General features: G+C 35.3%; 16 protein-coding genes and 1 tRNA gene. 14 read left to right on the top strand and 3 right to left on the bottom strand.

What is annotated here, in order from left to right; translation table 11 throughout:
• The first annotated feature begins 53 nt into the window (after positions 1-53).
• The 8 genes from ABWU55_RS06515 to uvrC all read left to right on the top strand — a co-directional run bounded on the left by ABWU55_RS06515 (position 54) and on the right by uvrC (position 10,028).
• A complete protein-coding gene (locus ABWU55_RS06515; protein WP_006279675.1) occupies positions 54-266 on the top strand; it encodes a hypothetical protein in 213 nt (70 codons plus the stop codon).
• A 5-nt stretch (positions 267-271) separates the two neighbouring features.
• Positions 272-2,320 carry an NADH-quinone oxidoreductase subunit NuoG gene (gene nuoG / locus ABWU55_RS06510; RefSeq protein WP_353286273.1) on the top strand — a complete coding sequence of 683 codons (2,049 nt, stop codon included), beginning with the start codon at positions 272-274 and terminating at the stop codon, positions 2,318-2,320.
• Positions 2,304-3,329: an NADH-quinone oxidoreductase subunit NuoH gene (nuoH, locus tag ABWU55_RS06505; RefSeq protein ID WP_353286272.1), complete on the top strand. Its 1,026-nt coding sequence runs from the start codon at positions 2,304-2,306 to the stop codon at positions 3,327-3,329. The genes nuoG and nuoH overlap by 17 nt, the downstream gene beginning before the upstream one ends.
• A complete protein-coding gene (hemB, locus tag ABWU55_RS06500) occupies positions 3,322-4,317 on the top strand; it encodes a porphobilinogen synthase (RefSeq protein ID WP_353286271.1) in 996 nt (331 codons plus the stop codon). Before nuoH ends, hemB begins: the two co-directional genes overlap by 8 nt.
• Positions 4,318-4,463: 146 nt before the next feature.
• Positions 4,464-5,222, top strand: a complete 759-nt coding sequence (locus ABWU55_RS06495; RefSeq protein WP_138265045.1) for a phosphatidylglycerophosphatase — start codon at positions 4,464-4,466, stop codon at positions 5,220-5,222.
• Between the two features lie 44 nt (positions 5,223-5,266).
• Complete coding sequence (locus tag ABWU55_RS06490; RefSeq protein WP_010082308.1) at positions 5,267-6,106, top strand: glycine--tRNA ligase subunit alpha; 840 nt, start codon at positions 5,267-5,269, stop codon at positions 6,104-6,106.
• 3 nt (positions 6,107-6,109) lie between these two features.
• Positions 6,110-8,227 carry a glycine--tRNA ligase subunit beta gene (glyS, locus tag ABWU55_RS06485; RefSeq protein ID WP_353286270.1) on the top strand — a complete coding sequence of 706 codons (2,118 nt, stop codon included), beginning with the start codon at positions 6,110-6,112 and terminating at the stop codon, positions 8,225-8,227.
• Positions 8,211-10,028, top strand: a complete 1,818-nt coding sequence (gene uvrC, locus ABWU55_RS06480) for an excinuclease ABC subunit UvrC (protein ID WP_182318997.1) — start codon at positions 8,211-8,213, stop codon at positions 10,026-10,028. The genes glyS and uvrC overlap by 17 nt, the downstream gene beginning before the upstream one ends.
• A 101-nt stretch (positions 10,029-10,129) precedes the next feature.
• On the opposite strand, the gene ABWU55_RS06475 is transcribed toward uvrC, so the two are convergent.
• A tRNA-Arg gene (locus ABWU55_RS06475) sits at positions 10,130-10,206 on the bottom strand.
• Positions 10,207-10,353: 147 nt separating this feature from the next.
• Here ABWU55_RS06475 and ABWU55_RS06470 point away from each other — a divergent pair.
• From ABWU55_RS06470 to ABWU55_RS06445, 6 genes are all read left to right on the top strand, one after another.
• Entirely contained in the window at positions 10,354-11,127 is a 774-nt protein-coding gene (locus tag ABWU55_RS06470) for an ABC transporter ATP-binding protein (protein WP_006280146.1), read from the top strand.
• Positions 11,128-11,255: 128 nt separating this feature from the next.
• Positions 11,256-11,423 carry a twin-arginine translocase TatA/TatE family subunit gene (locus ABWU55_RS06465; RefSeq protein ID WP_006013840.1) on the top strand — a complete coding sequence of 56 codons (168 nt, stop codon included), beginning with the start codon at positions 11,256-11,258 and terminating at the stop codon, positions 11,421-11,423.
• 166 nt (positions 11,424-11,589) lie between these two features.
• On the top strand, positions 11,590-12,246 hold the full coding sequence (locus ABWU55_RS06460; RefSeq protein ID WP_010962397.1) for an exopolysaccharide biosynthesis protein: 657 nt from the start codon (positions 11,590-11,592) through the stop codon (positions 12,244-12,246).
• Positions 12,247-12,336: 90 nt separating this feature from the next.
• Positions 12,337-12,993: an exopolysaccharide biosynthesis protein gene (locus ABWU55_RS06455; protein ID WP_209473222.1), complete on the top strand. Its 657-nt coding sequence runs from the start codon at positions 12,337-12,339 to the stop codon at positions 12,991-12,993.
• Positions 12,986-14,359, top strand: a complete 1,374-nt coding sequence (cysS, locus tag ABWU55_RS06450; protein WP_264329778.1) for a cysteine--tRNA ligase — start codon at positions 12,986-12,988, stop codon at positions 14,357-14,359. Before ABWU55_RS06455 ends, cysS begins: the two co-directional genes overlap by 8 nt.
• Before the next feature lie 6 nt (positions 14,360-14,365).
• Entirely contained in the window at positions 14,366-14,785 is a 420-nt protein-coding gene (locus ABWU55_RS06445; protein ID WP_209473226.1) for a DedA family protein, read from the top strand.
• 85 nt (positions 14,786-14,870) lie between these two features.
• On the opposite strand, the gene ABWU55_RS06440 is transcribed toward ABWU55_RS06445, so the two are convergent.
• Together ABWU55_RS06440 and ABWU55_RS06435 are read right to left on the bottom strand one after the other, a co-directional pair.
• Positions 14,871-18,170: an ankyrin repeat domain-containing protein gene (locus tag ABWU55_RS06440; RefSeq protein ID WP_353286269.1), complete on the bottom strand. Its 3,300-nt coding sequence runs from the start codon at positions 18,168-18,170 to the stop codon at positions 14,871-14,873.
• A protein-coding gene (locus tag ABWU55_RS06435) for an IS630 family transposase (RefSeq protein WP_156518142.1) occupies positions 18,167-19,026 on the bottom strand; the annotation gives its coding sequence in 2 pieces (ribosomal slippage) (positions 18,167-18,702 and positions 18,702-19,026; 861 coding nt in all). The genes ABWU55_RS06440 and ABWU55_RS06435 overlap by 4 nt, the downstream gene beginning before the upstream one ends.
• Between the last annotated feature and the right edge of the window lie 90 nt (positions 19,027-19,116).

Here is a 19,116-nt window from a genome sequence, read left to right as displayed (position 1 = left end):
TGACGCTATATACTTAAGTGTTAAAATAGAATGAAAAGTTTTTAGGAGTTTATATGGCAGCAGGTGGGAAAGCAAAGACAGCTAGTAAAAATAACCCTACTCAGCGTAAGAAAGCTGAGCAAAAAATGTATAAAGATAAACCGGTAAAACCTGTTAGATATATAGATCGTGATTCGCGCATGAATTATATGTCTGCTCAATATGACAACGGCAATCTGGTTGAAGATGAGGTAAGCGGCAATCCTATAAAGTGGGAAGCTGTATAATAGTTGTGGTTAAAGTTACTATTAATTCTAAGAAATGTGAAGTAGAGCATGGGCTCACTATAATTCAAGCTTGTGAAGTCGTGGGCGTTGAAATTCCACGTTTTTGTTATCATGAGCGTTTAGCAATTGCTGGTAATTGCAGAATGTGTTTGGTTGAAGTGGAGGGTGGACCTCCAAAACCAGTAGCCTCTTGTGCAATGCCAGTTGCAGAAGGGATGGTTATTCACACTGATACCCCTAAGGTTAAAAAAGCACGTGAAGGTGTGCTTGAGTTTTTGCTAATTAACCACCCGCTTGATTGCCCAATTTGCGATCAGGGTGGTGAATGCGATTTGCAAGATATCACGATGGCTTATGGGAAAGGAACCAGCAGACTTGATGAGCATAAGAGGGCTGTGCCAAAAAAACACTTCGGACCACTGATTGAGACCGCGATGAATCGATGCATTCATTGCACTCGGTGTGTTAGATTTTTGTCTGATGTTGCAGGTACAAATGAACTTGGAGGAATCGGAAGGGGAGAAAATGTAGAGATTAGCACTTACATAAAAAGGCATATTAGTTCTGAATTATCCGGAAATATCATAGATCTCTGCCCGGTAGGAGCTTTAACTTCAAAGCCTTACTCCTTTACAGCGCGTCCATGGGAGCTATCACATTGTGAGACTATAGATGTGCTAGATGCTGTGGGTAGCGCAATTAGAGTTGATTATCGTGGCCCGGAGGTTATGAGGATATTACCAAGGCTGAGCGAAGAGGTAAATGAAGAATGGATATCAGATAAAACCCGCTTTGCCTATGATGGACTAAAAGTTCAGCGTCTTGATCGACCTTATATAAAAAAAGATGGTAAATTAGCCCCAGTTGATTGGAATGAGGCATTAACTGTTGCTGCAAAGAAATTAAAGAATACAAAATCAAATAAAATAGCTGCAATTGCAGGTGATTTAGCAGATTGTGAGTCTATGCTTCTACTTAAAGAAATGATGCAGAAGCTCGGCTCGGGAAATATAGATTGCAGGCAGGATGGTGCAAAACTTATACCAAATAATCGTGGATCGTATGTGTTCAATACCACTATTGAAGGTATAGAGAATGCGGATTTGTGTCTGCTTATAAATACAAACCCAAGGATAGAAGCACCGATCATTAACGTAAGATTGAGAAAGAGATATTTACAGGGCAACTTTCCTGTTGCAAGTGTTGGTCCTAACATTGAATATTTGTATCATGTTGAGAAATTGGGCGATAATCCTGATATTTTGAGTGAAATAGCAAATGGAAATCATAAGTTCTGTAAGCTGCTGAGTGCTGCTCAGAGCCCTATGCTGATTATCGGTCAAGATGCATTAGTAAGAGACGATTCTGAATCAATTCTAATTCTAGCTGGCAAAATTGCAGAAGAATTTAACATGGTCAGAGATGACTGGAATGGCTTTAATGTGCTGCATAAAGCTGCAGCAAGAGTTGGTGGGCTAGATATTGGGTTTGTTCCTAAAAAAGGCGAAAGGGATATTAATCAAATATTGGAACATGCAGAAAGTGGTGAAATAGAAGTTGTTTATCTTCTTGGTGCAGATGAAATTGACACATCAAAGTTAGAAAACACATTTGTAATTTATCAAGGTCATCACGGTGATAAGGGTGCACATGTGGCAGATGTTATCTTGCCTGGTGCTGCATATACAGAAAAATATGCAACTTATGTAAACACTGAAGGTCGAGTGCAAAGAACAAATTTAGCTGTATTTCCTCCAGGTGAAGCAAAGGAGGACTGGTTAATTATTAAAAATCTCTCGCAATATTTGGATCTCTCCTTACCATATGATAGTTTATTTGACGTGAGAAAAAAATTAGATACTATCGGTCCACAGTTTAGAAATGCTGATCAAGTGATAAAAAACACATGGGTGCCAATTAGCAATGGTAAAATAAATTTAAGTGATACACCTTTTACTTTAAAGGAGTGTAATTTTTATATGACGGATTCAATAAGTCGCGCTTCAAAAATAATGGCAGATTGTACTAAAGCTTTTTATGAACACACTAGTTAATATTTTATTTATTTTAGTACCGCTACTACTTTCAGTTGCATATTTGACATACTTTGAGCGTAAGGTCCTTGCTGCAATTCAACTAAGGCACGGCCCGAGTGTAGTTGGACCTTTTGGGCTATTGCAGCCATTTGCAGATGCTATTAAGCTACTGATTAAAGAGCCGATAATACCATTTAGAGCGAGCACCATACTGTTCATTATGGCTCCAATGCTTACCTTTATCTTGGCATTAATTGCCTGGGCAGTTATACCGTTTGGTGCTGAAGTAATTGTAGAAAATGGCCAGCAAGTAGTTATTCCTAAGGTTATAGCAAATATTAATGTTGGAGTGCTTTACGTGCTAGCTATATCGTCGCTGGGAGTATACGGCGTGATTATTGCAGGCTGGTCAAGCAACTCCAATTATGCATTCCTTGGCGCTATACGGTCGGCTGCTCAGATGATTTCATATGAAGTTTCAATAGGCTTAATAGTTGCTGCAGTCGTTATTACCACTGGAACATTAAATCTTGGAGAGATGGTGGTAGCGAAACACAATATGCCATTTTGGGTTGATTTGCTACTAATGCCTATAGGAATAATATTTTTTATTTCTTTGCTTGCAGAAACTAATCGTCACCCATTTGATTTACCAGAAGCTGAAGCAGAGCTTGTCTCTGGATATAACGTTGAATATTCATCCATGCCTTTTGCCCTCTTTTTTCTTGGAGAATATGCAAATATGATTTTAGCAAGTGCTATGATGACGATATTCTTTCTAGGAGGGTGGTATCCTCCGTTAGAACTTGGTTTGCTTTATAAAATTCCAGGTTTAATTTGGTTCGTTTTGAAGATAATTATACTTTTATTCGTATTTATTTGGATTAGAGCAACAATACCTCGTTATCGATATGATCAGCTAATGCGCCTTGGTTGGAAAGTGTTTCTGCCAATATCGGTGCTTTGGGTGGTACTCATTTCAGGAGTGTTGCTCTTTACTGGGAATTTACCTGGATCCAATGTTTAATTTTCCAAATACAAGATTAAGACGCAGGCGCTCGAGCAAATGGGTTCGCAATTTAACAAGTGAAAATAGCTTATCAGTAAATGATTTAGTTTTTCCTCTATTTGTTCACGACAGAGAAGAAACAACTGAACCAATTTCTGGCTTACCAGGCGTAAAGTGTTATTCAATAGATGGATTAGTGTCTATAGTTAAGGAAGCTAAAGATTTAGGAATTAATGCTGTTGCAATTTTTCCTGTAGTTGATAGTAAACTAAAATCTGAAAACGCTGAGGGAGCATATAATTCTGACAACTTAATCTGCAAAGCAATCCGTGCTGTAAAATTAAAGGTACCTGAAATTGGTATTATTGCAGACGTTGCATTGGATCCATACACTATTCACGGCCATGACGGCATTTTAAAAGCCAATCAGGTGGACGTAGAAAACGATGAAACCATGTCGATATTATGTAAGCAAGCACTTGCTTTAGCAGCATCAGGATGTGATATAGTTGCTCCTTCTGATATGATGGATGGTAGAATAGGAAGAATCAGAAAATCATTAGATGATAATAACTTTCAAGACGTATTAATATTATCTTATGCAGTAAAATACTGCTCTAGCTTCTATGCTCCATTCAGGCAAGTCGTTGGTTCATGTGGGCTATCACATTCTATAGACAAAAGTGGTTATCAAATGGATTATAAAAATGCGCGCGAAGCAATGTGCGAAATTGAAATGGATATAAATGAAGGTGCAGACTTTATTATGATTAAACCAGGTATGCCATATTTAGATATTATCAAAACAGCAAGTGATAAGTTTAATTTTCCGATTTTTGCTTACCAAGTAAGCGGTGAGTACGCAATGATAAAAGCTGCTGCAAATAATGGCTGGCTAGATTATGACAAGGTGATTTATGAATCTTTGATTGGTTTCAAACGTGCGGGTGCAAGTGCAATATTTACTTACGCTGCACTTGATATTGCAAAAAATTTAAGTGCATAAGCCCTATAAAATTATTAAATTTTTGGCGCACGTTCTTCTACTGTTGCTGCATATTACCTAAAATCTTCCAATACATGTTTTAAGCTATTGATAAGTCTATTACAATACAGTATTATAAATAATATAAACCAAGTGTTACTTAGAACATGGGGATTTTTTTTAAATTTTTGGGGAAGATGCTAGGCAAGGTTTTTCCTGCTAAAACAGTAAGCTCTCTTTTAGGAATAGGATATTTACCAAGTTGGCAGAACTATTGGTCTTCTTTTTTAATATTATTTATTGTCGATGTTATATTAATTCTTACATATGGAGGCGAATACTTACTATATAAAATGCCAGACTCAGGAATAGTTGTAGCTGCTGTTTTTACAAAATTGGCAATAGTTATGTTAGTAATGCAATTAATTGGAATATTTATTTTTCATGCTCAAGACCCTTCAGCAAACAGTGGTGAAGAAATAGTAATACAAATAGCGTCAGGGCAAGTACTGACTGTAGCACTTTCAATGCCGGCAATGATGTCGATTTATTATGCTGTAAGTAAACTCTATGGGAATATATGTAAGCAGATGTTTCAATGCCCATTTTGGTTTAATGATTTTATGCACTTTTTCTTTTTTCTTATGATACCTTACGTATTTTTTAATGTCGTAGAAGTGATAAAACCATGGCCAATAAGTTCAATACAGCTCAGCTATAATAATGCAATGTCAATTACATTTGAGGGGATTTTTCACACATTTTATGCGGTGATTTTACTGTATTTAACAGCATTTATATTCTGCGATTTAACTATGCATGATGCAATTGTCCTAAATAAAAGCATAATTCAGTATGTGAGGGAAAGTTCAGCAGTTTTAGGTGATTATTTACATGATACTGTTAAAAAAATAGGTATTGAATAGTACTTATTTATTTATATATTTAGTATAAAAAGTGTACAATTTGTGTGAACTTACAAAGTATAATAAAAGAGTTACAAGATTTTTGGGCTAGTGAAGGATGTGTTATACTTCACCCATACACATCTGAAGTTGGTGCTGGCACATTACATCCTGCAACAATTATGTCTGCAATTGATACAAAACCGGCAAAAATTGCATATCTACAACCAGTAATTAGGCCAGCAGATGGACGCTATAGTGATAATCCTAATCGTTTGTATCAACATCACCAATATCAAGTTATAATAAAGCCATCTGGTAATAATTTACAAGACGTCTATTTAGATAGCTTAAAAGTTCTTGGCATATCTACAGAAAAATATGATATTAAGTTTGTTGAAGATGATTGGGAAAATCCAAGTGTTGGTGCATCAGGACTTGGATGGGAAGTTACATGCAATGGAATGGAAGTAACACAGCTTACTTATATACAGCAAGTTGGAGGGATTGACTGCAAGATGATTCCTGGTGAGGTGGCATATGGGTTGGAACGTTTAGCAATGTGCATACAAGGTGTAGATAATGTTTACGATATAATTTGGAACGATAACGGTGTAACTTACGGAGATATTTTTAAACAAAGAGAATATGAATTTTCTTATCTAGCGTTAGATTATTATGATACTAAAGTGGTACAGCAGCAATTCGAAGATACGGAAAAATTGTGTAAGTTCCTTATTGAAAAGGAGCTACCAATGGCAGCCTATGACCAATGTATTAAAACTAGTCACCTACTTAATCTGCTTGATGCAAGAGGTGTGCTTGGTGTAAATGAACGTACAGCTTATATTGGTAAAGTTAGAGAGCTAACAAAAAAATGTTGTGAATTGTACATGAGTAAATAGCGTATGTCGTTGCAGTTATTATTTGAGTGCCTTTCAGAAGAAATACCACCGAGAATGCAGAATGTAGCTGCAACTCAAGTTAAGAGCTGTATTGCCAATGTTTTTAACAAAAATAATGTAAAATTTACATCAATGGAGGTTTTTATAACGGCACGTCGCATTACTCTATTTGTTGACAACATAAATGCTTTGGAGCTAAAGGATTCCAATAACGAAGTTAAGGGACCAAACATTAACGCACCAAAAAGTGCTATCGAGGGTTTTTTAAGAAAATATCAGAAAAATGAAGAAGATTTGCTCGTTCGAAAAGTAAATAATGAGGATTTTTACTTCATTAAAAGAGAAAGCTGCTCATTTAACATTCAAGAGTTTCTTAAAAATCAACTAGGAGAAATATTAAAAAATTTCTCTTGGCCAAAAAGTATGAGATGGGGCGAAGGAAAAGAAAGGTGGGTTAGGCCAATTAAAAACATTTTATGCATTTTAAATGATGAAATAATACCTGTATCTTTTGCATGGATCACAGCATCTAACACAACATATGGCCATCGATTTCTCTCAAGTGGTACGGCGCTTACTGTTAAAACACCTAAAGACTATTTTGAATTGCTAGAAAAAAACAGTGTAATTCTCCAAATGGACAAAAGAAAGCAATTTATACTAGATCAGATTAATAAATTCACAAAAGAGCAGAATTTACAACTTGAGAAAAATGATTATTTACTAAATGAATTGACAGGGCTTATAGAGTGGCCAATCGTACTGTTTGGTGAAGTGAATCAAGAAAAGTCATTTGGATTACCGAAGGAAGTAATACTTAGTATAGTTAATACACAACAAAAATACCTTGCTTTAAGTAATGGAAAGAGAATTTCACACTTTGTCACTGTTGTCAACGTCAACAATGGTGAAGTTGTTAAAGGACACGAAAGAATATTAGAAGCACGTCTTGCTGATGCCCAATTTTTAATATCTCAAGATAAAAAGGAAAATCTAGATTATTATGTCAAAAGATTAGGTTCAATATTATTTCATGCTTCACTTGGCAGCGTGGGGGAAAAGGTGAAGCGTATTACGGCTTTGTCAAAGTATATAGCTATATTTATTCCACATGCTTCGCTGATAAAAGTTGAACGTGCTGCATATTTGGCAAAAGCTGATTTGGCAACATCGATAGTAAGAGAGTTTCCAGAATTACAAGGAGTAATGGGTGGATATTATGCTTCTTATTTTCAAGAAGATAGAGAAATAGTGGAAGCTATAACTGAGCATTATAAGCCAATCGGGCCAGAGCAGGAGTGTCCTAAATCTCCTTCTGCAATTGCTGTGTCAATTGCAGACAAAGTGGATAGCTTAGTTGGTTTAATTGCAGCAGGTGAGAAAATCTCTGGTTCGTATGATCAATTTGGTTTGCGGAGAATGACAATTGGTATAATTAGGACAATACTTGAAAATAATTTGCATGTTCCAATTAGGCTAATGATAGACAAGTCAGTATCTTTATATTCAAGGCTTCTATTTAATAAAAATACAGCGTCAGTTGATAAGCCGAATAGAAAACAAATTTCAGAACTAGTATTTAGATTTTGCTTAGAAAGATTCAAGGTTATTTTAAAAAATAGAGATATAAGGCAAGATGTTGTAGATTCAATACTATATAAAATCGATATTAATGATCTGCTGACAGCAGAAAAGCAAACTGTTATATTGGATCGTTATCTTAGTACTCCAGAAGGTGAACAAATTCTAAGCACTTACAAAAGAGTCAGTAACATGATGAGCAAAGCAAGGAAAAGTGATGGCACTACTTATAGTGCATCTTACGGTAAGAGGTTTTTGATTGAAAGTGAAGAAATTGCGCTATCAAATTGTGCTATAACTGCTTGTAAAAACATAAAACAAGCGATAAAAAATAACCACTTTAATGTAGCACTTGATGAACTTGCTGGTTTTGCTCCGTTTATCAATCAGTTTATGGACAGTATAAAGATTAACTGTGATTCTGATAAGCTGAGAAGAAACAGATTATCTTTGCTTGAAAATGTAGTTTCCATCTTTCATTTAGTAGCAGATTTTAACCTCATACAGGTTAAACAATGGATAAATGCTCAGGCAATATAAAGAACAAATCAAATCATCTCCACAATCCTGTGGCGTGTATAAGATGGTTGGAGATAAGAATAAAGTTTTATATGTTGGAAAAGCAAAAAACTTAAAGTCAAGGTTATCCGACTACCTTCAATTCGAAAACCTTTCTGAACGAATTAGAGTTATGCTCTTACAGGTTATTAAGGTTGAAATATTCATCACTGAGAATGAAATCGAAGCACTGCTTCTTGAAGCACAGCTAATAAAATCATTGAAACCACTTTATAATATTGTGCTCAAGGATGGAAAATTTTATCCTTATATAACAATTTCCAAGCACGATTATCCAAGAATAGCAAAATATAGAGGCAAATTTAAGAAAAATGAGTTTCATTATTATGGTCCCTTTACATCTGCCGCTGCTGTTAAGCAAACTATATTGTCATTGCAAAAAGCTTTTCTCCTAAGAGTATGTTCAGATCAATACTTTTCCTCAACAAAAAGACCATGTATTGAATATCAAATTAAGCGCTGCTCAGCACCATGCATAAACAAAATCACAAAAGACGACTACTGCCAATCAGTAAAACAGGCACGAAATACATTGCTTGGAAGAAATAAGGAAGTGAAAGAACAGTTACTTTTCACAATGAGAAAGTGCAGCAGTGAAGAAAACTATGAGCTTGCTGCTATATATAGAGATCGGGTAAAGTTTCTTGAGCAAATTCAAATACAGCACACGGATTTTTCTTTTGAAAAAGATGCAGATTTCTTCAGTATTGTACGTGAAGAGGATCTAGCATGTATTAGTGTGTTATCGTTTAGAAATAAAGACAACTACGGCAGCACTCCTTACTTTGCCGAGAACTGTGGTGATCACTCAAATGATGAAATTTTATCCACCTTTTTGGTCAATTTTTATAATTCAGCTAACATACCTCCAATACAAATTTACGTTCCAGATTCTATTGTGGATAAGGAAATTATAGAACAAGCACTATATAAGGTTGCTCAAAAGCCAGTAAAAGTTCTGCATGCAAAGAATAAAAAAGAGCGTGATTTATTGAAATTTGTTTATGATAACTCTCAGCATAGCTTAGAGCAGAAGCTTATCGATTATAGAAATAACCTAGAAAAGCTTGAGGAGCTTAGCAAAATCTTCTTGTTACCAAATATTCCAAAGCGTATTGAGGTTTATGACAATAGCCATATATTTGGAAACCAACAAATTGGTGTAATGGTTGTTGCAGGGCAGGAGGGTTTTTTAAAAAGTGAGTACAGAAAATTTACTATAAAGGAAAAATTTTCAGGCGATGACTATAAAATGATGAGGGAAGTGCTAACCAGACGTTTCTCCGGCAATATAAAAGGCATAATACCTGATTTTTTACTGATTGATGGTGGACCAGGACATGTTTCCATAGTACAGAATGTACTGGAAGTATTGAATATAAACGTTCCTTTTGCTTGTATGGCAAAAGGTCCTGATCGTAACGCAGGAAATGAAAGATTTTATATGCTGGGCAGGGAAGAATTCAGTCTGGCAAATGACAGCAAAGTCATGCTTTACTTACAATCGCTGCGTAATGAAGCCCACCGTTTTGCGATAACTTCACATAGAAAAAAACGCGATAAACAGTTTATAGTTTCACAATTAAGCAAAATACCCGGCATTGGCAACAAAAGAAAAAAAGCGTTGATGTCTTATTTTGGTTCAGTGAAAAATATAAGCAAAGCTTCTCTGGCTGAAATTCAAAACGTACCTGGAATTAGTAAAGGTTTAGCAGAAGTCATTCTTAAATACGTGAATTATAAGAGAGGAGTACTGGAATGACACAAAACCCGTTTTATTATTAGGGAATTTATATCTTAAAACCGCAAAAAAAGGTGTGCGTATTTGTGAAAAAAAATCTCCATAAAATTTGTGAAGCAATGTGGTGGGACTAGTGCGATTCGAACGCACGACCTTCAGATTAGGAGTCCAACGCTCTATCCTGCTGAGCTATAGTCCCGTATTTCCTACCATTCATGTAAAGTTATAGCAAAAAATCCTTTCTTTTCTAGATTTCTTGCATAACCAATTTATGACGACAAAAAACATTTCTGTACTTCTTGAGTATAATGCTATTATATTTAATAACATGGTTTAAGTAAGATTAATGCTAGTTAACAATATTGGTTATTTCTATAACAATCAAAACGACTTTGCTTTAAGCAATATAAACATTAAAGTAAAGAAAGGAAATGTTGCATGTTTATTGGGGCATTCTGGCTGTGGCAAGTCAACAATTTTGAAATTAATTGCGGGGATAGAAAATCCAAAATCTGGAACTATTTTTATAAATGATAGGTTAGTTGCAAGTAATAAGGCATCAGTCGCTATAGAGCATAGAAATATCGGATTGATTTTTCAGCATTCTGCATTATTTCCTCATAAAACAGTAGTAGAAAATATAACCTTTGCTATCCGCAGCTCTTCCAAGAGAGAAAAGCACCTAATTGCATTGGAAATTTTGAAGTTACTCAATATAGAAAAATACGAAAATATGTACCCTAACGCCTTATCTGGAGGACAGCAACAATTAGTTGCAATAGCAAGAGTGATGGCACAAAACCCTGATGTTGTGTTGTTAGATGAACCATTTTCTAATTTAGATATACTGCTCAAGTGCCGAATAAGACAACATATATTGTCCCTTTTTAGAAGTAAAAATATCCCTGTGCTAATGGTAACTCATGACCCGCAAGAAGCATTGAAAGTTGCAGATTTTATCTACGTAATGAAAAATGGTAAAATTATTCAATCAGGAGTTTCTAGCGATATATACCATAAGCCTAAAGATGATACGCTAGCAAAGTTTTTTAGTGAGCTCTCTTCTACTCTACAGTTAAGCGAAAAGTTTCCACTTATTCGCTGCAAGAAAATAATCTAGTTTGGGATTGTTATAAAATAATTAAAAAACCTTGATTTATAATTAAATAAAGGTGATATAATCTATGTGTTACTTGACTTCAGTCAAGTTTTAATATTTAAAGGTCAATATTTTAAATGGAGGTGAAAATGAGTTTAGGACCATGGCAATTGTTTCTAGTCTTAATAATAATTTTAGTTCTGTTTGGTGCAGGCAGATTACCGCAAGTTATGGGTGATTTAGGAAAAGGCATCAAAAACCTTAAACAGGAGCTTAAGGACTCAGAAAAATTATCGTCTAATGAACCAGATCGTTAGCGTCCTCATACTTCGTGACATGCACCTTAGTGCATGTCATCTGTTTAAAAACTTAGTCAGGTTAAAGAATGAAAGAGATGAAGTGTTGGTATGAAATAAATAACAAATATTGAAATACAGCAACAACTATGTTAGCTTAAGAGGAATATTTTATTAAAGGATAATTGTGCAAAAAAGTGAGAAACTAACTAAAGATAAAAAACTAGCTTCTGATATTCTAAAAGAGGTTGCAGATACCAATAACAATGATAGCAATAAAGTAACTTTGTTTGACATTAAAACAGCTTTGCATGAGCGCGGTTTTGGTATTTTAATAATCATCTTCTCCTTGCCGCTATCGGTGCCTATACCGGTTCCACCTGGTTATACAACTATTCTTTCTATACCTTTAATCTTATTCTCACTGCAGCTTCTATTTGGATTTGATTCTCCTTGGATGCCCAGTTGGCTAGAAAGAAGATCTTTTCAGCGTTCAACACTAGCTCTTGTGGTAGAGAAAACTTCCCCTGTATTAGAAAAAATAGAAAAATTCATGAAGCCAAGACTGTCTTTCATTTTCTATGGGCCTGGTGAGAAGATTCTGGCTTTTATGATGTTGCTTTGTGCAATAATAATAGCTCTTCCATTACCTTTTACTCACTTCCTTCCTGCAATTGGCACAACTCTTATTTCACTTAGCATTATGAGTAAAGACGGGTTTCTATCCATATTGGGAGTTTTAGTATCATTGTGCGCGTTGTTGCTTACTCTTGTTGTAATAGTCAAAGGACCACAACTTATAACCGGAGCACTTTCTCTTCTTAAAAGCTTTACAACACTTTAACAAAAGAACGAATTACTAGCGCAAAATGAATAATGCATATTGAAATAAAACAATAATTGTGTTAAGAATTATTTTTATCAAAGGTTTTTCGTGTCAAAAAATGATAAGTTGACTAAAAGTGATAAATTAGCTTCTGATATTCTAAAAGAAGTTGCAGATACCAATAACAATGATAGCGATAAAGTAACTTTGTTTGACATTAAAACAGCTTTGCATGAGCGTGGTTTTGGTATTTTAATAATCATCTTCTCCTTGCCGCTATCGGTGCCTATACCGGTTCCACCTGGTTATACAACTATTCTTTCTATACCTTTAATCTTATTCTCATTGCAGCTTTTATTTGGATTTGATTCTCCTTGGATGCCCAGTTGGCTAGAAAGAAGATCTTTTCAGCGTTCAACACTAGCTCTTGTGGTAGAGAAAACTTCTCCAGCATTAAAAAAAATAGAAAAGTTCATGAAACCAAGAATGTCTTTTATTTTCTATGGGCCCGGTGAAAAGATTTTAGCTTTTGTAATGTTGCTTTCTGCATTATCGATAGCTCTTCCATTGCCTCTTACTAACTTCATTCCTGCAATTGGTACGACTCTTATTTCGCTTGGCATTATGAGTAAAGATGGGTTTCTATCCATATTGGGAGTTTTAATATCATTGTGTGGGCTATTGCTTACTCTTGTTGTAGTAGTCAAAGGGCCACAACTTATCATTGGGGCATTTTCTTTTCTCAAAAGCTTCGTATATGGTTAGGCTTTACAACACCTTAACAAAAAAAAAGGAGCTTTTTACACCTATCGATAAAGATCATGTGAAAATGTATGTTTGCGGACCAACAGTATATGACACAGCACATATAGGCAATGCACGGTCTGTTGTTGTGTATGATGTGTTATTTCAGCTACTTAAGTTTTGTTATGGCAAAGTTACCTATGTGCGTAACATAACCGACATTGATGATAAGATAATTAATGCAGCAAGTGAAAAAAATAGCAACATAGAAAGTATCAGCACATATTACACCAAGGCTTTTCATGAAGATATGAGAAGCATAAATTGTGCAGAGCCAACACACGAGCCAAAAGCAACGAAAAACGTAGATTATATTATAAAATTAATTGAACATTTGCTGCAATCAGGCCACGCTTATGAATCTGACAAACATGTGTATTTTAATATAGAATCTTACCATGAATATGGTGCTTTATCAGGAAAAAAAACTGATGAATTGGTTCCAGGTAGCAGAGTTGAAGTTAATGAAAATAAAAAGCACCCGGGAGATTTTGTGCTGTGGAAGCCTGCAAATGATATTGACTACAAACTTTCAAGTTATTGGAATAGCCCATGGGGAGAGGGCAGACCTGGATGGCATATAGAATGCTCAGCAATGTCATATGCTTACCTTGGCAAAGATTTTGATATTCATGGCGGCGGCATAGATTTACAATTTCCTCACCATGAAAATGAAATTGCACAGAGTAAGTCTGCATTTGCTGGATCAATGTTTGCAAAATACTGGATACATAACGGTTTTCTTACAGTAAATGAAGAGAAAATGAGCAAGTCCTTATTTAATATAGTCAAAGTAAGGGATTTGCTAGATAGTGGAATAAAGGGTGAAGTAATACGCTATGCACTGCTCAAAACTCACTACAGAAAACCACTTGATTGGACAGAAAACGTTATTTCTGATGCACAGGAAACCTTAAATAAATTTAATCGATTATCACGTGGTTTAGATACAACAAATATTGATGAAAGTAACGCAGAGATTTCTAAAGATTTTATAGACGCTTTAAAAAACGACTTAAACATCCCTGAAGCTCTAGCTATATTACATGAAATGGCTGCAAAAATTAACAAAATGAGTAATGAAAGTGAAAAGCTTAAATTAACTGAGAGTTTTGTTAAGAGTGCCAGATTTATTGGTCTTCTTGAGTCAAGTTATCAAGAGTGGTTTACTGCTGGTGTGAGTCATCAAGAAATAGAAAGATTGATAGATTTAAGAAGAGCAGCAAAACAAAATAAAGATTATAATACTGCAGACAAAATAAGGGACCAGTTGAAACAAATAGGGGTTACAATTTCTGACAATGAAGATGGTACAACAACCTGGTAAATTCATATGGAAAACTACTTCCTGTTATTCACAGATAGTCTAGTATCATCATTAGTCTTACCCATACATCAAGGTTTTGTGTTCAATACCATGCTTTATTTCAGGTCGTATCACACTCCACTACTGATGTTATTTTTTGGAGTACTAGGATCAAGTCTTGGTGGAATAGTTAATTGGTACTTAGGTAAAATAACAATCTCTATACGAAAATCATACCACAAATTAGAAAACGGATATACAATGCCAAAAGTTACAAAAAATTTGCTAATTTTTGCAACTTTATTACTTTCGTGGGTGCCAGCACTTGGAAGTGTGATTCAAATTTTATCAGGTTATTTCAAGTTAAACCTTTATATTCTTGCCCCTTTAATCATTCTATCTAATTTCTTCTATTTGTTATATCTAATACTTACTTTTGGAGTATAACAGCTATAGTACTACAGTTATTAAAGCCCACTTCTGTCATCTTATGCTCTGACAGAAGCGGAGCTATAAATTAAATGCAAAATTTCTAGTAGTCATAGGATGCACCATGAGCTAAAAGTAATTCCACAAGCTCTTGGTGATTATATTTAGCAGCATAATGTAATGCTGTTCTTCCTTCATTATTTTTGGTGTTAATGTCTGCGTTGTGTTTTAGTAGCACCTTAGCTATGTCAACATTTCCCGTCATAGCAGCTAAGCACAATGTAGTGCCTCCATACCTGCTTTTAGCATTAACCTCAGCACCTTTACCAACAAGACACTTTACCGCATCCAACACTCCGCTACATACGGCTAGGTGCAACGGAGTGTCATTAGACCAACTTTTAGCATTAATCTCAGCACCTTTATTGATTAAATATCTCACTATATCCAACTGGCCGTTATAAGCAGCCCAATGTAACAAAGTCCAGTCATATCTGTTTTTAGCATTAACATCAGCACCCTTGCCAACGAAGTATTCTATCACATTTAATTTCCCATTCTGGACGGCTTTATGTAACGGAATATTGCCATCTCCATCCTCAGTATTAAGGTCAGCACCTTTACTAATAAGGTACTCTACTACATCCAATTTTCCACTGTAAGCAGCTCTATGGACAGAAGTGCAGTTATTCCCATCCCTCGCATTAACATCAGCACCCTCACTAACTAGGCACTTTGTGATATTCAATTTTCCGTGGTATGCAGCTAAGTGTAATGGAGTTCCATAATAAAGTGGCTTTGTAGCATTAGCATTAACATCAGCACCTTTGTTAATTAGGCACTTCACCACATCTAGCTCTCCAATACAAGCAGCCAGGTGTAACGGAACCCAGTCATCTTTGCTTCTAGCATTAACATCGGCACCTTTACTAATAAGATGCTCCACTACAGCTAGTACTCCACTCCTAGAAGCATAGTGCAATGGAACCCAGTCATTTTCGCTTCTAACATTAATATCAGCACCTTTACTAATAAGATACTCTACTACTCTCAAATTTCCATTATAAGAAGCGTGGTGTAACGGAGTTTGACCGAGATTGTCCTTAACATTAACAGTTTTTACCAATTCACCTGGGTAATGTCTTTCTATATGTGTTATTATTGCACTAATTGCTTCATAATCACCACTTACAGCAAGGAAGTGTAAAGGTGCACTTTTCTTTATAAAAAGCGGTTCTCCATGTACATAAGATGAGCTGAAATAAAAGTCATCAATCAATTTACCATATTTACTTGCATATCCCCAAATAGATGCAACATGAATTGTACTATCTTTTACTATATTACCACTATTTATTAATTCTAGGGCTTTTCTGAGAACTTCTTCTTCTCGGCCTTCCTTTTGTAAATTTAATTCAGTTACTTCCTGTACTAACCTATGGACATTTAATACACTTTGGTTTTGTTCACCGCCCACCATGGAATATCTCACAAGTAAACGGATGGCTAGCTTTAACTGCTTTTTCTTATAATCACTTACCGAATTTAAGAATATTTCTCTAGCGATTTTATCAGGTGCAAAATAAGCCAAAACATCTAAAATCTCTGAAGCTAACGGTCCATATTGTTCATCACTTCTTACTTTATCCATCGTAACTTCCCAAGCTGTAAAAGTTGTTTTAGTATAGTCGTTATCAATTCCTTGAAATATTTTAGACTTAAGCAACTTCTTAGCTTTCTTTTCATACTCTTTTAGGTAATCACTAATTTTAAACTCCTCTATTATTCTCTGATCTTCAATATATGATATTGCTTGTTGTATAGCTAAAGGAAAGCATTGCAACCTTCTTACCAAATTTTCTATCTCCCGATCTTGCGATTTATCTTTTTTTAGTATATTAAATCCTTTTTTAACAAACTCTATAGCGTCTCTTTGTTCCAATTCTCCTAGCTTTATAACGTCTATTCCCTTTTCCAGTTCCTGATCATGCGAGGTAATCAAAATATGAGGCTTGTTAAGATCAGGAGATAAAGAAAATGGCAAAAATTTACTTATCTTTTTGTACTCTTGAACGTTATCGAAAATGAACAGGCTCCTCCTTCTTGCGAAGAAAGCATATACTTCTCTAACAATAGTTTCTATCGTTTTGTCGTTTCCATACTTATCTTTAGAAGAAATACCTAATCTATCTCTAGCTAACCTTAAGAAAGAATCTTTCATAGCTTCAAAGTTTTCAGCGTCTATCCATATAACATTGCCGTCATAATATCTTCTATATTTACAAGCATATTTTCTAGCTAACTGGCTTTTTCCCATCCCCCCAGGACCACTAATAGACGTTATGTATGAAATTACAGCACCTTTGGGATCGCGTTGTAGCGAATCATGTAGCATTCCCAATTCCTCATCTCTTCCTGTAAATAGTCTGACTGGACCTCTTACATCAAACCAAATCGCTCCTAAAATTTCCTCTCTTATTTTTTCAAAAAACTCCTTTATTTCTTCATGTGATAGAAACTTTCCCTCTCTTGCTTTCATCCAATCCAGAACTTCTACCAGAAAGCGACTATAAACGTTCTTTTTATCGAGATTATTAAATTCTTTTCCCAACTCATTCTCAATGATTTCCGCTAGTTTTATCTCGTTAGGTTGATCTACTGCAAATACTAATTTATCAAAAAATTCCCTTATATTCTCTTCTAACTTGCCTTCATTTGTCATTCGCTCAAACTCACGTTGCCATACCTGATTTCTTTCCAATTTTCTTTTTGAGTTTTGATCTGATTTACCTTGAAGTTCTTTTATCTCCTTTTCCAATTCTTCTATTGCTTCTTTTACAGCACTCTTAAATGCCGGTTGCACTATTGAAATCATGTTATCGTGAGTACAAGAGAACTTGTATCTCGTACCGCCGTATTTAAAAAAAATATCACTAGTGCTTATTACTTCAACTGCAATTTCTATTCCCTTGTTTGGTCCCGAAGTTTTTGCTTTCAACTTTTTTATTGTATTTTGTGTTGCACTTTGAGCTAGATCGAAACCGATATTAGTACAGATAGTAAAGTCCTTTAGGTCACCATCTGCAAAATCTGGATTAATTTTAATCTTTAGATATGAAACAAAATATTTTGGAACGCTAAATTCACCACTTTTATTTTTTGAAAGCAATTTACCTACACCGATTTTTTCGCATTCATTTTGCTTGTGTTTGTTTTGTATAAACCTATGTACTATTTTTTCATTTTTCCTATCCTGAAAAACAATATCATCAAAACCCGTAGCTGATTCCATTTCTGTAGCTAAACGGAAAGAATATCCAACATCTACTGCACGTTTGAGAAGCAGCATTACCCACTTTAGTTGGTAGATATAGCATTTCTCATAATAGTCCGAATAGGTCATAGGAAGGCAGAATCAACAGCACGACGAAAGGATTCGAATAGAGGAATGTTTTTCCTGGCTCTGTTTTTTATAGCAAACCAATGATGCTCAATTTTGTTAAAATCTGGAGAATAAGGCGGCAGATACAAAATTTCTGCACCGACTCCTTTAGCGAGCTTGATAAGCTTATCAGACTTATGAAAAGTAGCATTATCAAGAATGACAGTTTGTCCAGGTTCTAAGATCGGTGCCAAAAATTGCTCAAACCATCCATTAAAAATATCCATATTACAGTGGCCTTCAAATGTTAATGGAGCAACTATCTTTCTTCTACTTAAGGCTGCAACCATGCTGATTCGTTGAGTTTTTTTTCCAGATTTTAGGGCATAAAATCGCTGTCCTTTCTGGCAATACCCATATGGATAGTCCTCCGTGTTATCAATCCCAGACTCATCTATATACACTAAGTTTTCTGGTTCTTTTGTTGCTATAATTTTTAAGAATTCAGCACGTTTTTCTTCGTTCCTTTCCTTGTATCCATATGTCTTTTTTTGCGCGTAAATCCAATTTTTCTGAGAGCTCGGTGGATCGTTTGGATACTAACGTTGCCCCAAAGTTTAGCCATTTCCGACAGAGTTTTTCTACCGTGTTTTTTAGCAAATTCGATAAACTTATTCCAGTCGATAATTTTCTGATTGTAACCTCCATTACCGAGTTTTTTTGACTGAAAGTCGCCTGTTTCTTTTTTTCTTTGCTGCCACTCCCACAAAGTAGTTCGTCCAATTTTAAATCTTGCTGCCACTGCTTCTCTGCTTTCCCCTTCGTCTAGTGCTTCCATTGCTTTTTTTCTTAAATCATAACTATATGCTGCCGGCATCCAACCTCCTTATCGCCATCTATCCTTAATCTTATCATATCCGGACTTCTGTGGAAAGAGCTATATCACCATGAAGAGACCGCTTTCTTC

The sequence above is a fragment of the Wolbachia endosymbiont (group A) of Crataerina pallida genome (assembly GCF_964028475.1).
GTDB lineage: Bacteria > Pseudomonadota > Alphaproteobacteria > Rickettsiales > Anaplasmataceae > Wolbachia > Wolbachia pipientis.
The sequence above is the reverse complement of the archived record's forward strand: the minus strand, read 5'-3'. Positions and strand labels throughout refer to the sequence as shown.

Excerpts from the sequence above, each read along its gene's own strand:
- ABWU55_RS06515 (WP_006279675.1), top strand. The coding sequence starts at position 54 with ATGGCAGCAGGTGGGAAAGCAAAGACAGCTAGTAAAAATAACCCTACT.
- nuoH (WP_353286272.1), top strand. The coding sequence starts at position 2,304 with ATGAACACACTAGTTAATATTTTATTTATTTTAGTACCGCTACTACTT.
- hemB (WP_353286271.1), top strand. The coding sequence starts at position 3,322 with ATGTTTAATTTTCCAAATACAAGATTAAGACGCAGGCGCTCGAGCAAA.
- ABWU55_RS06495 (WP_138265045.1), top strand. The coding sequence starts at position 4,464 with ATGGGGATTTTTTTTAAATTTTTGGGGAAGATGCTAGGCAAGGTTTTT.
- glyS (WP_353286270.1), top strand. The coding sequence starts at position 6,110 with ATGTCGTTGCAGTTATTATTTGAGTGCCTTTCAGAAGAAATACCACCG.
- uvrC (WP_182318997.1), top strand. The coding sequence starts at position 8,211 with ATGCTCAGGCAATATAAAGAACAAATCAAATCATCTCCACAATCCTGT.
- ABWU55_RS06470 (WP_006280146.1), top strand. The coding sequence starts at position 10,354 with ATGCTAGTTAACAATATTGGTTATTTCTATAACAATCAAAACGACTTT.
- ABWU55_RS06465 (WP_006013840.1), top strand. The coding sequence starts at position 11,256 with ATGAGTTTAGGACCATGGCAATTGTTTCTAGTCTTAATAATAATTTTA.
- cysS (WP_264329778.1), top strand. The coding sequence starts at position 12,986 with ATGGTTAGGCTTTACAACACCTTAACAAAAAAAAAGGAGCTTTTTACA.
- ABWU55_RS06445 (WP_209473226.1), top strand. The coding sequence starts at position 14,366 with ATGGAAAACTACTTCCTGTTATTCACAGATAGTCTAGTATCATCATTA.
- ABWU55_RS06440 (WP_353286269.1), bottom strand. The coding sequence starts at position 18,170 with ATGACCTATTCGGACTATTATGAGAAATGCTATATCTACCAACTAAAG.